This window comes from Streptomyces sp. NPDC058650, assembly GCF_042717315.1.
Classification (GTDB): domain Bacteria; phylum Actinomycetota; class Actinomycetes; order Streptomycetales; family Streptomycetaceae; genus Streptomyces.
In genome coordinates this window covers 43473-56928 of the sequence record NZ_JBHXRL010000020.1, presented here as the reverse complement: position 1 = coordinate 56928, position 13456 = coordinate 43473, and the positions used below count along the sequence as shown (strand labels likewise).

12 protein-coding genes and 1 pseudogene are annotated in these 13456 nt (G+C 69.0%); 7 read left to right on the top strand and 6 right to left on the bottom strand.

Annotated elements, in window-relative coordinates:
• Positions 1-607: 607 nt before the first annotated feature.
• The 4 genes from ACFWWU_RS28990 to ACFWWU_RS28975 all read right to left on the bottom strand — a co-directional run bounded on the left by ACFWWU_RS28990 (position 608) and on the right by ACFWWU_RS28975 (position 5272).
• Positions 608-1444, bottom strand: a complete 837-nt coding sequence (locus tag ACFWWU_RS28990) for a class II glutamine amidotransferase (protein ID WP_384149325.1) — start codon at positions 1442-1444, stop codon at positions 608-610.
• A 459-nt stretch (positions 1445-1903) separates the two neighbouring features.
• Entirely contained in the window at positions 1904-2662 is a 759-nt protein-coding gene (locus ACFWWU_RS28985; RefSeq protein WP_384149323.1) for a MerR family transcriptional regulator, read from the bottom strand.
• Positions 2663-3035: 373 nt separating this feature from the next.
• On the bottom strand, positions 3036-4751 hold the full coding sequence (locus tag ACFWWU_RS28980; protein ID WP_384149494.1) for an ABC transporter ATP-binding protein: 1716 nt from the start codon (positions 4749-4751) through the stop codon (positions 3036-3038).
• A 425-nt stretch (positions 4752-5176) separates the two neighbouring features.
• The gene (locus ACFWWU_RS28975; RefSeq protein ID WP_384149321.1) at positions 5177-5272 is read right to left on the bottom strand and encodes an FAD-linked oxidase C-terminal domain-containing protein; all 96 of its coding nucleotides are present in this window, start codon (positions 5270-5272) and stop codon (positions 5177-5179) included.
• Positions 5273-5312: 40 nt separating this feature from the next.
• On the opposite strand from ACFWWU_RS28975, the gene ACFWWU_RS28970 reads away from it, so the two are divergent.
• Both ACFWWU_RS28970 and ACFWWU_RS28965 read left to right on the top strand, forming a co-directional pair.
• A complete protein-coding gene (locus ACFWWU_RS28970; protein ID WP_384149319.1) occupies positions 5313-5627 on the top strand; it encodes a hypothetical protein in 315 nt (104 codons plus the stop codon).
• A gap of 2 nt (positions 5628-5629) precedes the next feature.
• The gene (locus ACFWWU_RS28965) at positions 5630-6232 is read left to right on the top strand and encodes a GNAT family N-acetyltransferase (RefSeq protein WP_384149317.1); all 603 of its coding nucleotides are present in this window, start codon (positions 5630-5632) and stop codon (positions 6230-6232) included.
• Positions 6233-6896: 664 nt separating this feature from the next.
• Here the strand turns inward: ACFWWU_RS28965 and ACFWWU_RS28960 are convergent.
• Together ACFWWU_RS28960 and ACFWWU_RS28955 are read right to left on the bottom strand one after the other, a co-directional pair.
• Positions 6897-7064: a hypothetical protein gene (locus tag ACFWWU_RS28960; RefSeq protein WP_384149315.1), complete on the bottom strand. Its 168-nt coding sequence runs from the start codon at positions 7062-7064 to the stop codon at positions 6897-6899.
• A gap of 178 nt (positions 7065-7242) precedes the next feature.
• Positions 7243-7494 (bottom strand): annotated as a pseudogene (locus ACFWWU_RS28955) (two-component system response regulator); the annotation flags it as partial.
• Between the two features lie 751 nt (positions 7495-8245).
• Here ACFWWU_RS28955 and ACFWWU_RS28950 point away from each other — a divergent pair.
• The 5 genes from ACFWWU_RS28950 to ACFWWU_RS28930 all read left to right on the top strand — a co-directional run bounded on the left by ACFWWU_RS28950 (position 8246) and on the right by ACFWWU_RS28930 (position 13401).
• The gene (locus ACFWWU_RS28950; RefSeq protein WP_384149313.1) at positions 8246-9079 is read left to right on the top strand and encodes an MBL fold metallo-hydrolase; all 834 of its coding nucleotides are present in this window, start codon (positions 8246-8248) and stop codon (positions 9077-9079) included.
• A gap of 624 nt (positions 9080-9703) precedes the next feature.
• On the top strand, positions 9704-9982 hold the full coding sequence (locus ACFWWU_RS28945) for a hypothetical protein (protein ID WP_384149311.1): 279 nt from the start codon (positions 9704-9706) through the stop codon (positions 9980-9982).
• A 152-nt stretch (positions 9983-10134) separates the two neighbouring features.
• Positions 10135-10740 (top strand): dihydrofolate reductase family protein, encoded by a 606-nt coding sequence (locus tag ACFWWU_RS28940; RefSeq protein ID WP_384149309.1) that lies wholly within the window; start codon positions 10135-10137, stop codon positions 10738-10740.
• A 496-nt stretch (positions 10741-11236) separates the two neighbouring features.
• A complete protein-coding gene (locus ACFWWU_RS28935; RefSeq protein ID WP_384149307.1) occupies positions 11237-12178 on the top strand; it encodes a hypothetical protein in 942 nt (313 codons plus the stop codon).
• 818 nt (positions 12179-12996) lie between these two features.
• On the top strand, positions 12997-13401 hold the full coding sequence (locus tag ACFWWU_RS28930; protein WP_384149305.1) for a hypothetical protein: 405 nt from the start codon (positions 12997-12999) through the stop codon (positions 13399-13401).
• Positions 13402-13456: the final 55 nt, after the last annotated feature.

The window sequence follows — 13456 nt, the reverse complement described above, 5'->3', positions numbered from 1 at the left end:
GGAGTCCGGTCCGGGCTTTGGGGCACCTACCGGACGGATTGTTCTGCTCCGGCAGATCCTCACGGCGCCCCATGCCGCTTCTGCCGGGCCTTGTGCGAGTCCGGCGACGAGACCGAGCCTTCTTCGCGGAAAGGCGACAAGAAGTGAGAGGGCGCCTACGCGCCCTGGCGGCCGCGGCCGCCTGCGCATCGGGGGCATCCTCGCTGCCCTCGGCGTCCATGCGCAGCTGGCCCGGCCTGTGCAGGGCACTGCATTCACCTCTGGCATCAACGCCGCTCTCTATGTGCCCGGCGACGTCCGCGCCCCTGGTGTCGGCGCTGTGGCGGGCCAACGTTGAGCCCGGCCTCACGACGTCGAGTGCGGGCGAGCGCGGGGCCGCCCGCACGGTGGGGGCCGCGCACCGCATGTGGCCACTGGGGTCGGGTGTGGCGGGACACTTCGAGGCGTCGGAGCTGCGTAACCGCGGCGCCTCCCGCCGGTTACGGAGGCAGGCCGCGGCGGGGGCCGCACCCCGACACCTGCACGAACGCCCGTCGGAGGCTCTGGCTGGGGCCGGGCCGCTACCGCGCGGCCGTGGACACTAACCCGTGGGGAACGTGACGAAGCGTCACGCCGGTTCCGGGGTAAAGGGGCACAGCGCGTCGGCCCCGGCGCGTACGACTCCGTAGCAGCTCTCGGGTACCTCGTTCCAGGCGCCGGGCAGATCGCCGAGGGGCTCGGACACCACCAGGCGGGTCTCGTCGGATACTTCCTGGAGGAAGGGTACGTCGGGATGCAGCTTGCGCAGCGAGTCCACGCGGGTGCTGTAGAAGAGCGACCGTGAGGAGCCCTGGCTGGAGTAGCGGAAGGCCCACACCGTCGTCCCGTCGCTGACGGCGACCGTCATCTGCATCGGGAACTCCACGCCGTGCTCGCGGCCGACGCGTTCCACCACACCCACCATCCTGGCGACGGCGCCCGGCGGATCCTCTTCCAAGCCGAAGGTGAGCGCCAGGTAGAACATCGTCTCCGAGTCCGTCGTCCCCTCGATTTCGGAGTACAGCGCGGGGTCCACGAGCAGGGTGAGGTCCCGCCGCATCGAGTGGAAGCCGGCGATGGAGCCGTTGTGCATCCACAACCAGCGGCCGTGCCGGAACGGATGACAGTTCGTCTGCTGCACCGCCGTACCCGTCGACGCCCGGATATGGGCGAAGAACAACGGGGAGGTGACGTGGTCCGCAAGCTCCCGCAGGTTGCGGTTGTTCCAGGCGGGGCCGACATCCCGCATGAGCGCGGGGGTGACATCGCTGCCCTCCGGGTACCACCCGACACCGAAGCCGTCGCCATTCGTCGTCTCGGCACCCAGTTTGGAGTGCAGGCTCTGATCGATCAGCGAGTGGGCGGGCTTGTAAAGGATGGTGTCGAGCAGCAAGGGTGTTCCCGAGTAGGCGAGCCATCGACACATGAGCGATCACCTGCGTTCCGATCCTGCGCCTGCGGGAAGCTGCGGTGTCCCGCGCGCCCTCGACTTCCCGACTCTTCGATGAGTCCGACGGCTGCTGCGCTCCGCACCTTGCCGGCTCGGCCTTGACCCCGTAGAGGACGGAGCCCCGCGTCCCGGGTCTGCCGGGCGATGTCTTGTCCGCTGATCTGCCGCTCTCCTCCGGTCACATTCAATTTTCGCCTCCCCTGCCATGCATTGCCATGCGGGCGCAGGTTCAGCTGGCTTTGATCACGACTTCCGACAGCGATTGTTCAGTGCGTGGGGAGGCGGTCTTTCGTGAGGGAAGTCGCTGTTCACGAGAATGGGCGGCACCGTGTGGAGGCGGCCGCAGCCGGTACTGGGGGTCGAACATCGCCGGCCCGCCGTGACGTGACGCAACCGCCATCGCGGCTCTTCCCCCGATGGCGGTTGCGTCGTGTCTCAGTTCAGCCGGGTGGTGGCGTAGGCCTCGATGGCGTCGCGCTGGTACGCGGCCAGGCCGGGAACGATGGCCTCGTATGCGGCGCGCCACGTCTCGTTGTCGACGATGGAACGCCCGATGGCCCGGTAGTCCTCGGCGGAGACAGCGCGCAGTTCGGTCAGTGCCCGGTACTGGGCGTCGATTTCGGCCTGGACCGGATCGGCGTCGGCCGGGTGGCCGGCAGCCATGAGTTCGGCCAGCCGGATCATCTGCGCGGTGCGCTCACGGTGCGCGGCGTCGGCGTCGGCCTGGCTCATCGCGCCGGCGCGTCGTGCGACCTCTTCGGCGAGTTCGGGGAAGTCGCGCATGTTCTCCTCGTACTGGGAAGGCGTCACGCCCTCGAAGAGGTTCTCCGGTCGGTTGATGGTCATGGGGTTGCCGTCCTTCCTGGACTGCTCCAGTTCGGCGATCGTGCGGGAGACCGTGCCGGCCAGCGCGTCGAGGCGGTCCCGTTCCGCGAGGAGGCGCTGGTGGTGGCCCCGCAGGGCATCCACCTCGTCGACCTGATCTGACAGGATCCGGCCGATCTCCGGCAGCCCGACGCCCAGCGCTCGCAACACGAGGATCTGTTGCAGGCGCAGCAGCTGGCGCTCCTCGTAGTGGCGGTGACCGTTGGCCCCGATCCGGGCCGGCGGCAGCAGGCCTGTCTCGTCGTAGTGGCGCAGTGTACGGGCGGTCACGCCCGACATCCGGGCCACCTCTGAGATCGGCCAGTCCATCACGACTCCTGCACGTGTGTGTCGCCGGGCCGGTGTCTCCGGCCCTGGTCACGACGGTAGAAGCTGCCGCAACGGCAACTTCAACCTCGTGACCCAAGATCCTCGCAATCGAACAGGCACGGTCCACGCCCCAGGCGGAACGGGCTCCGCCCGCTACCGAAACTCGTGAACATCAGGACCGCGCCTATGGCCCCCGGTGCCTCCCGAATCCCCGCAGAAAAGCTGTCGTCTCCTCGCGAACAGAGCCACCCACACCCTCCCCGGCGGCCTCAAACTGTCCAGCGAGTGAAACATCCCCGCAGCTGAACGCCACAGGGCAGGCCATCGCCGCCCCCGGGGTGCCCGGCCAGCCGCGACGGGCGGCTCGTAGCGGTCACTTGTCGGCCGTGGCCAGGAATTGGGTGGCGGCGAGCTCGGCGTACAGCGGGTCGGCGGCGATGAGTTCGCGGTGCGTGCCCACGGCCCGGACGCGGCCCGCGTCCATGACGACGATGCGGTCCGCCATGGTGACCGTGGACAGCCGGTGGGCGACCACCATCACGGTCGTGGTGCGGGCCACATCGGCCACGGTGTCGCGCAGCGCGGCCTCGTTGACGGCGTCGAGCTGGCTCGTGGCCTCGTCGAGCAGGAGCAGCCGGGGACGGCGCAGCAGCGCGCGGGCGATTGCGACGCGCTGACGCTCGCCGCCGGACAGCTTCGTGCCGCGGTGGCCCACGAGTGTGTCCAGGCCCTTGGGGAGCCGCTCGACGAGACCGTCGAGCCGAGTGGTCCCCAGCACCCTCAGTACGTCGTCCTCGCCGGCGCCGGGGTTGCCGAGCAGCAGGTTGTCGCGCAGGGTGCCGGAGAGGACGGGCGCGTCCTGTTCGACGTACCCGATCGCGGCACGGAGCTGGGGTATCTCCCAGGCGTTCAGGTCGCGGCCGTCAAGGGTGATCCGTCCGGCCTCCGGGTCGTAGAACCGCTCGATGAGCGAGAAGACGGTTGTCTTGCCCGCACCGGACGGACCGACGAAGGCCGTCATGCCTCGCTGCGGTACGGAGAAGGTCACGCCGTGGTGGACATGCGGCAGATCGTCCGAGTACCGGAACCTGACGTCCTCGAAGGCCAGCGCGGCGGGTTCGGCACCGGGTGAGGGCAGCGGCGCGGGCGCGGCGGGCGGCTCGGCCGGCAACTGCAGAGCCTCGCGGATACGGGCCAGGGCGCCGGCTCCGGCCTGGTACTGGGTGACGGCGCCGACGACCTGCTGGATCGGCGACATCAGATAGAAGACGTACAGCAGGAAGGCGACCAGCGTTCCCACGTCGATCGCGCCGGTGGCGACCCGGGCGCCGCCGACCGCGAGCACGGTGATGAACGCGATCTGCAGGGAAAGGCCGGCCGTGTTACCGGCCAGCGCGGACCACTTGGCGGCTCGAAGGCTCTGCCGCCAGGACTCCTCGGCCGCCGCGTGCACGGCCTGCTCCTCACGGTGCTCGGCGCCGGACGCCTTGACGGTGCGCAGTGCGCCGAGGACGCGTTCCAGCGATGCCCCCATCGCCCCGACGGCGTCCTGTGCCTGCCTGCTGGCCTTGTTGATACGGGGCACGAAGACACCGATCACCGTTCCCGCGACCACCACGACGCCGAGCGTGACCGCCAACAGGACCGGGTCGACCACGCCCATCATCACCAGCGTCGCGACGAGGGTCAGCCCCCCGGTGCCGAGACCCACCAGGGAGTCGGTGGTGACCTCGCGCAGCAGGGTCGTGTCCGAGGTGACCCGGGCCATCAGATCGCCGGGTTCACTGCGGTCCACGGCCGCGATGCGAAGTCGCAGCAGATACGACGACAGGGTGCGCCGCGCGCCGAGGACGACCGACTCCGCGGTGCGCTGCAGGACGTACCCGCCGAGCGCGCCGATCCCCGCGTTGGCGACGACCAGAGCCGACATCAGCAGCAGGGCCCCGGCGATCGGACGGTCGTCGGAGAGCGCGTCGATGAGGAACTTGGCCACCAGTGGCAGCGCGAGCCCGGTGGCTCCGGTGACCAGCGACAGCACCGCCCCGAGGAGCAGCGTCCAGCGGTGCGGACGTACGTAGCCCAGGAGCATGCGCCAGGCGGGCGTGGCGGTTTCGGTCGGCTCATCGTTCGCGGGCCGGTCCAGCGGTGCGGGCTCGGCGGGTGGGGCGGACTCTGTGGTGGTGGCCACGCGTGCTCCTCGTTGTCGTGCCGTGCCGGGTGGGGCGCCGGGGTCCGCCCGGGCGGGAGGAGGCATCAATGTACGTCCGAGCCGGGGGGGTACGGGCCGTGGTGTGAAACTCCAGGAAGCCAGACGCGGCGAGAGGCCCTGCGGTTGAGGAGGGCAGCCGTGTCAGCGCGCCCGCTCACCCCAACCCCAGCCGGCCGTCGTCCGATGCGTCCAGGGCGGCTCGCTCAGCTCCGAGCTGCTAGCCGTTCTCCCTGGTCCAGATCAGCGGCGGCCAGTTGTCGGCGGAAGTACCTCACCCGCACGGCTCGGTCACTCTCCGGCGGCGGTCAGTCGCCGAGCACGCCGGGGTTGAGAATGCCCCGCGGGTCGAGGGCGCCCTTCGCGGCACGCAGCGCGAGGGCGGGCCGCGACGACGCTGACATCGAGGAGCTCCTCCGTGATGTCCGCAGCACCGCAATGACCATGACCCCTTTCACCCTGACCTTCGACCGGCCCTCGGCCGGCGCGCTCGCCGTCGAGATCAGCGGATGGCCCGGCGCGCCCTTCACCGCCCTCATGGACATGGTCACCGCGGCGATGGGCCGCACGGGAGCCGCGTACAAACCCGGCCCGAGCCGTTACCCCCACATCGCCCTCGGCTACACCACGGACGCCGCCGACGTCCTGGACGCGGTCACCCTCCGGGCATCTCTCGCCTCGATCGAGAAGTCCCCGGCGGCTATCCCTGGTCAAAATGCTTTGGCGAGGGATTCACCCGGTGGCAGGGTGGCTTGGTGAACATGGCACAGAACCCCAAGCCCCCTGTCGTGCGTCCCATCACCGACGCCGACATTCCTGCCGCGGTCGATACCCTCGCCCGCGCCTTCGCCGACTACCCCTACACGCGGCACGTGATCGCGGCGGACGATCACGAGGAGCGGATCCGGCGGTCCCAGGAGCTGTGCCTGACCCGCATCGGCATGGTGTACGGCCGAGTCTGGGTCGCCGACGAAGGGCGCGCCGTGGCTGTGTGGGCCATTCCCGGCCAGGATCCCTCGCCCGTCTTCGCCGAGCTCGGGCCGATCCTCGGCGAACTCAGCGGCGACCGGGCCGCCGCTTCTGCGGCTGCAGACGCGGCCGTCGCTCCGTACCGGCCCAAGGAGCCCGGATGGTTCCTGGAAACCGTGGGAACCGCCCCCGAGGCCCAGGGGAAGGGCCTCGGCAGTGCGGTGCTGATTCCCGGCATCCAGGAGGCCGAGCGGGCTGGGTATCCGGCGTTCCTGGAGACTTCCAGCGAGGCGAACGTGCGGTTCTACGAGCGCCTCGGCTTCGAGGTCACAGCCGATGTCCAGCTCCCCGACAACGGCCCCCGCACATGGTGCATGCGCAGGGACCCGCGCTGAGAGCCTGAATTCTCACCTTCGACGGGGGGGCCGTGCTCAGACCACCTCGTCGTCCTCGTCCCACTCCGACACATCCGGATTTGCGCAGCGGGCGCAGAACGCTGCGCTGCCGCGGCGGCCTGCCGGGGGCCGGAGGAACGCCGCGATGTGCCGCTGCCCGTGCGCCCCCCACGTGCTGAGAACTGCGCCGGAACGCCCCGGCCGGTAGGAGGAACGAAATTGGCCGCCCGTACCAGCTGCCACGAATGGCAACTCAGTGACGGATACCAAGTTCTCTGCCACTTCTGGGACGAGCCGTACACCTACCGGGCGTATGCCAGCTGCGGTTACCAGGCGGAACGATCTACCGCATCTTCGGACCCACACGGCAGGCAGTCCGTGAAGGAGAGGGCGCCCAGGCATCCATCGCCGAATGCGGCTCCTTCGGGCCGGCCGTCGGAGGAGGACTGGACATCAACCCCTGAGTACACATCGGCCCCGACTGTTGGCCGGCCCGAGCCGGGCGTCTGCCGGAGCCGATGTCGTGACCGGACCAGTCGCCCGCCCGATTCCCCCGCGGCGAGTCGCAGTGCGGACAGGCCGGTGGCGGCGGCCTGGTCGGGCTCGCCAGCGGCGGCGAGGTGGGCGGTGAAGGGTTCCGTGGCGCAGCATTCGCACGCCCAGGTCAGGTCTCGTAGCGGGCGCGCATCACCTCCGCCCACTGCTGGGGCCGGGTGGCCTCGCGGCCCTCGCAGCGGTACCCCGTGAACCAGACGCGGGCGGGCTGGTTCCGCTGGGCGGAGGGGCGGAGGGCCGGCTGTGGCGGTACTCGGCGCGGAGCGGTCGCGAGCACAGCGGGCAGAGGCCGGCGTAGATCAGGTCGTTGGTCATGCGGCGGACTCTGCACACGCGGTGGGCCTCCCGTCTCGGGCTCGAGGAGTTCGGTGAGCGAGTTCACCGCCTGGAGCATGAGTTGCAGGAGGCTCGGCATACCACTGCCGGCAGGGTGGCGATTCGGGTGCTGCCGGGTCCTACAGGGTGCGTCGTTCGAGGTAGATGGAGGTGAACACCGCGACTTTGGCCCGCAGGGACCAGGGGTCGAAGGGCTTGCTGATGTAGTCGACGGCGCCGGCGGCGTATCCGCGGGCTGAGTGTTCGAAGTCCGCGCCCATGGCGGTCAGGAAGATGATCGGGACGTCGCGGGTGCGGGGTCGGCGTGTGATGTGTGCGCAGGTCTCGTAGCCGTCCATTCCCGGCATTTGTACGTCCATGATGACGACCGCGATCGTCCACCCCCAGCACCCGAGGTGTCTCCAGCGGCGGGAGTGGCACCCGCATCAGCTAGGACAGGACGGTGCACCGCGAGAGCGTGACGTTCAAGATCCTCAGCGCGCAGTACAGACGGCGTACGGACAAGTCGATACGCATCCGGCCGACCCCCAACAGAGACGTCGGCGAGGCGCCGTATATAGCGGCTGTGGCACCACTCGCTGAGTCGGCCGCATACCGTACATCCTGTGGAAACACCGGACCTCGTACGGGCGAGAACCGCCACACCGGCATCAGAGACATCAACCGAGACAACCAGCACATCAGCCAACTGCGGTAAAAGACTCGACAGTTCAACAGAGTGCAACCACAGGCTGCCCGCATCGCGGACCGGCCGACCGTGTCACCGAGATGATCTCCGCCTACGAGATTCTCGCCAGAGCCACGTTCACGTGTACGCCGACACCTGGCCGCCCGCCGCGTCGCAGGACGCCGAGCACCTTCACCAGGCGATGAACCAACCCACCCCATGTCGGCGACCACGGGCAACGGGCGACAGAAGGAGGATGCATGAACGGACCCTCACGACGCGGCTTATTGGCCATGGCGGGCGCCGCCGCCGCCGCGGCCGCTGCGGCGGTCGCCGCTGTGACGCTGCCCGACCACAGCCCACCCCACAGCCCACCCCACAGCCCACCCCACAGCCCACCCCGCACCCCACCCCGCACCCCACCCCGCACCCCAGCCCCCACCTCGTCCCCGCCCTTGTACAACGGAAATCTCCTGCGCCCCGTCTCCAGCGGCCGCCTGCACACGACGTTCGAGTTCGGTGACCTTCAAGTGACCTCCCTGCGTGACGGCTACGTCGACATGTCGCCCACCCTCCTGCGCGACGAGAAGGGCGACGCCCTCGACGAACTGCCCGGCGCCGTCCCGCTTGTCGACGGCAGCCTGCGCCTGTCGGTCAACGCCTTCCTCGTCACCGGCCCCACCGGCTCCGTTCTCGTCGACACCGGCGCCTCCAACGCCTTGGACTCCACCACGGGCTCGCTCCTGGACGCCCTGGACGAAGCCGGAATCGACCGCGCGTCCATCACGGACGTGGCGATCACCCACAACCACGGAGACCACGTCAACGGCCTCATCGCGCCGAACGGCTCCGAGTCCTTCCCCGCCCTTGAACGGGTGTGGATCGGAGAGAGCGATGCCTCCGTCTTCACCGGAAGGCTCGCTCCCGTCCGCGAGCGCGTCGTCCCCATCACCGGCGAGGTCGCCGTCAACAAGCACGTCACGGCGCTTCCGACTCCCGGCCACACGCACGGCCACACCGTCTACGAGGCCACCAGCAGCACCGGGCGCCTGCTGATCTGGGGCGACACCGTTCATGTTCCCTCGCTGCAGTTCACCGAGCCCAACGTCTCCTGGGGGTTCGACGGCGACGAGCCCCAGGCCCGCGCCGCCCGCAACGCCCTCCTCGAGCGGCTGACCCAGCCCGGACACTTCGTCGCCGGCGCGCACCTCGACTCACCCGGAGTGGGACGCGTGACCCGCCTCGACAACGGCTACGCCCTCGAATACGTCGCCCCCTCCATCGCCTGACCCTCTGACCGTCCGCATCTGTCCCCACAGGACAGCCTGCACCCGCCGGTCTCGCGTACCGCCGCCCTTACCTCCCGGCAGCACACGAGACCGGCGTAGGGCTGCGCCGACCCGCCGGGCCAGCCGGCCGTACCGCTCGCCACCACCCGTGAAAGGACCACGATGACCACACCACGCTCCCGTCCACGGACCCGGACTGGCGAGCTTGCTACCGCAGCTGGCCGATGTCCTGGTCGCCCCGGTTGATGTCTCTGATGTTGGTGTGACGGTCACGCCCGTACGAGGTCCGACGTGCCCGCAGAATGTACGTGATGCGGCCGGCTCAGCAAGTGGCGCCACAGCCGGGCCATCGAACGAGAAAACCGTTGCGGCTCTGTTGGACTGAGCAGAAGTCCTGAGCGTGACCTGCGGATTGCTCCCATCAGCTGAGCGCTTTCGGGGGTTCAAGGAAGGAGCTCTGGGGTCGGGGGAGTGGTCCTGAACTGCGGATTCTGGAGGTTGCTCTGTTGGAGCGGATGTTGCTCAGTCACTTCAGCCGTCGGGGGAGTGGTCGAAGTTCCGGGTTCGCCGCCGAATGGCCGTGTCGGTCGCCGGGCGTCGGCGAGGCGAGTCCATGATGAAGCGGTGACAGGCAAGCTGAGGTGGTACCACCAGGGCCAGGCGTCGGGTGGATGGCACGCCCCGCGCCTGATGCGAGTACGGATCGTCGCCCCGCTCGCCGTTGCTGCGGTCAGCGGCGCCGGTCACGTGATCTACCGCTTCGTCGTGGACCGCCTCGTTGCCAACACCTCGGACGCCATCAGGACCACCACCCTCGCCATCCTGACTCTGACTGGCGCCGCGCTGGCTGGCGTGTACGCCTACCGCAAGCAGGCCCCTGAGCGTTGTACTTGGCCCGGCTGAGCGTGATGGTGGGCCCGGGCCGTCCGCGGGTGGCGCCCCGCCGATCTGTTCGGCTGCAGCGTCATGGGTTTCTCGTTACTCCACGGCGCGGTCGATGAGTTTGTGGCTCCCGGCCGGTCCAAGCTCGTGACACCCCAGGAAAGGACACCGTCATGTCGGAGCTTCTCGTCGACTTCATCACCTCCCTCGACGGCCACGCATCGGGAGAGGGATGGCCCGGGTTCTGGGGCCTCGAGGGCCCGGAGTACCTCGCATGGCTCGGCGAGCAGCCCGAGGCCACCTACCTGATGGGAGCGAACACCTACCGCCTTATGTCGGGCTTCGCTGCAGGCCAGGTCCCCAGTGGCCAAGACGAGTTCAGGCCCGAAGAAGAGGCGTCCGTCGACGAGCTCACGCAAGCGTCCAAGGTGGTGTTCTCCTCCTCACTCGAAGAGCCACTGACGTGGGCCAACTCCACGCTCGTCCGCGACGACGCCGTCGAGGCGGTCCGCGCCATGAAGTCGAGTGGCTCGGGGCTCCTCAGTACGATTGGCAGCCTCAGCCTGTGCCGGTCCCTGCTAGGAGCCGGACTCGTCGACCGCTTCCGGGTCGTAATGTTCCCGGTGATCACCGGGAACACGGGCGAAGAACGCATCTACGACGGCTATCCGGACGTTGCCCTCGAGATGATCGAGCACCGCACCTTCGACGGCCGCATCCAGCTGGTCGAGTACAAGCCCCGCGTGCTCGAGCACCCGCCGCTCGGCGTCCCTGCGTGACGTCGCCCGTCCGCTGGTCTGGACGGCCGCCAGGCCGGCGCCGGCGGGTGCGGAGCAAGACCTGATAGGGGGCCAGTCAACGTCAGGACGCCGAGCCGTCGCAGGTCAGCCCATGTAGGCCGCTCCCAGACCGCAGTCTCCGCAAAGGTCCACCTTCCGGATACGGATGCGCCGCTCGACGCTTCCCTGGGCAGAACCTCGCGGCCTGAGCGCTCTACATGGCCGATGGGGCCAACTGAAGCGCTCAGTCACAAGGGCTGTGGCTCTACCTCTGCTCCCCGCCCGCGCGGGGATGGTTCCGACGGAGGTCCACGCTCACGTTCGCCGAGCCGCTCCCCCCCGCTCGTGCGGTCGGAAGCCTTGGAAGGGGGGCGGCGACAGCCCGGAAGGAGGCTGGTAGGGCAGATGATCACTGTGGGTGGCTGTAGGAGGCAACTTCGATGCCCGATGCCACGTCTGGCAGTCCGTACCAACCCTTCCGGAATGGAGCCACTCGGTGCTCGTAGGACTGCTGACCGCCATCGCCGCCTCGATCTGTTACGGCACGGGTTCCGTCCTGCAGGCCGTCGGGTCGCGCAAGTCCGCCCGGCGTGAGGCGGCCGCGGGTCGGCTCACGGAGCGCGGCGGGCCGAGTCTGTCCTCCACCGCGAAGGCGGCGACGACCTGGGAGTTCGTCGTCGGCACGATCCTGGACTTCATCGGTTTCGGTCTCGGGGCGTTTGCGGCCCGGCTGCTGCCGCTGTTCCTGTCCCAGACCGTGATCAGCGCGAATCTGGTCGTCACGGCGGTCCTGAGCGTCCGGCTGCTCGGGATCCGACTCACCCGCGCGGAGTGGACATCGATCGGTGTGGTCTGCTCCGCGCTGGTACTCCTGGCGAGCGCCGCGGGCCCGGAGGGCAGTGGGCACACTCAGGTCGCCACGCACTGGTGGCTGCTCGCGATCTCCCTGCTCCTGATGGCGGGTGGCACAGTTCTCGTACGACTCCTGGGCGCGCGGGCGGCGATCCTGGCCGGTCTGCTTTCTGGGCTCGGCTTCGGCGCGCTGGGCGTCGGGGTGCGGATCCTGAACGGCGTAGACCCCTTCGACCTCGGCACGCTCCTTACCGACCCGGCGCTGTACGCGATCCTCGTCGCCGGGATCGGCGGCATGTATCTGCACACCGTCGCGCTCCAGATCGGCTCGGTGAACGGGGCGACGGCGGCGTTGGTGGTCGGCGAGACGGTGCTTCCCGGCATGATCGGGGTGTGGTGGCTGGGCGATGCCTCACGTCCGGGTTTCGCCTGGCTCGCCGTCCTCGGCTTTGTCCTCGCGGTCGTGGGCGCGGTCGCGGTGGCGTGGTTCGGCGCGCCGGAGGGCCACGGGGCGGAGGACGGGGCCGCGCCGGAAAGCCTTGGGGCGGTGCCCGGGAGCCTTCCCAGTCCCGTACGGGTTCCCTGAGTACGCGATTCGCAAGGGACGGCACTGCGGGACTGTCCTGGTGGATGTCGAGATACACCGGCCGATCGACCTGCTGCGCGACCGGGAAGAGGATGGCGCCAAGCAGGTGAGTGAAGGATCTGTTGCGCGTTCTGTTCTTCGTGTCCGTGGGGTTGGTTCGGTGTGCGGGGGAGAGGGTGTCTGGTTTGCCGGTTTCGGTGAAAGTGGTTCAGGTGGGGGTGCTGTGCGGTAAGACTGCAGGTCACGGAGTCTGCTCCCCGCACTTGTGGGGATGGTTCCTCGGGTGGCGCGAACAGCAACGCTTGGTCGGGGCCGTGGTCCACGCCGCGGGCGGGCAGGTGCTGGCCTGTGGGTCGGTCCCGTAGGCGTGCCCCCCTCGTGGTGAGCGGGGGGCCGGCCCCGCCCCGTGGTGTGTGCCGCCCTGTGTGGCTCACAGGCTGTTTTCCCTAGTGGGAGGGCCTGTTGTGTGGGACTGTCCATGGCAGGTCTTGAGCACGGCCTTGGAGGGCTCCTGGCCCTGGTCCTCCTCAGGCGCTTTCCGAGCTTCGTGTCCCATTCAGGTTCCTCTGGCGTAGCCCGACCCGCCCGAGGTGCGTCTCGGCGGCAGTCCGGCCGACCCTGGCACCACGCCCGCCCCGGCCTGATCCGGGGGCAGCGTGTGTGTCGTGCGTGGCGGTGGAAGTGCGTGATGGTCGATGGGGGACTGGCAGTGGAGATTCGTCGGCTGGGTTGTCAGCGGTGTAGCCCCAACGACCTGGTAGTTCACGCTGACAGGCCGTGACGGACTGGTGCTGCTACGAGCGACGAATGGCCAAGTCATGCTCACGCAGACCATCAGAAGGCCTGCTGTAAGCCGTATTGTGCCGAAGCGCGATGGGGGTCGTGTGACCGAAGCTGCAGGTCCCGATGCCGTACAAGTTGTCGTCTGTCCGGACCTGGTGGTGGCATGGCCCCAGGACTTCGTCTGCGGCGGTCATGACCAGGCCGGCTATGTGGTGCCCCCAGTCGTCGAGCGGATAGAGGACAGAACCCTCCGGAAGGTCTCCCTGAAAAGTGAGGAAGACTTCATCGTCGCCAGATCGACTGCCGAGCTGGACGGCACCGGTCGCAATCATGATCGCTTCGACTGTTTCATCCACCGCCTGCGCAGCGTTGTTGATCCAGATTCCCTGCGGCCCGAGCTCGGAGCGCATCGCCTCGTCCAGTGGCCGACCAGTCCGTGACCAGGGCCTTCTTCCGAGCTTGGTTGCGCCGCGATGCCTTTGCCGGGCCGGGAGC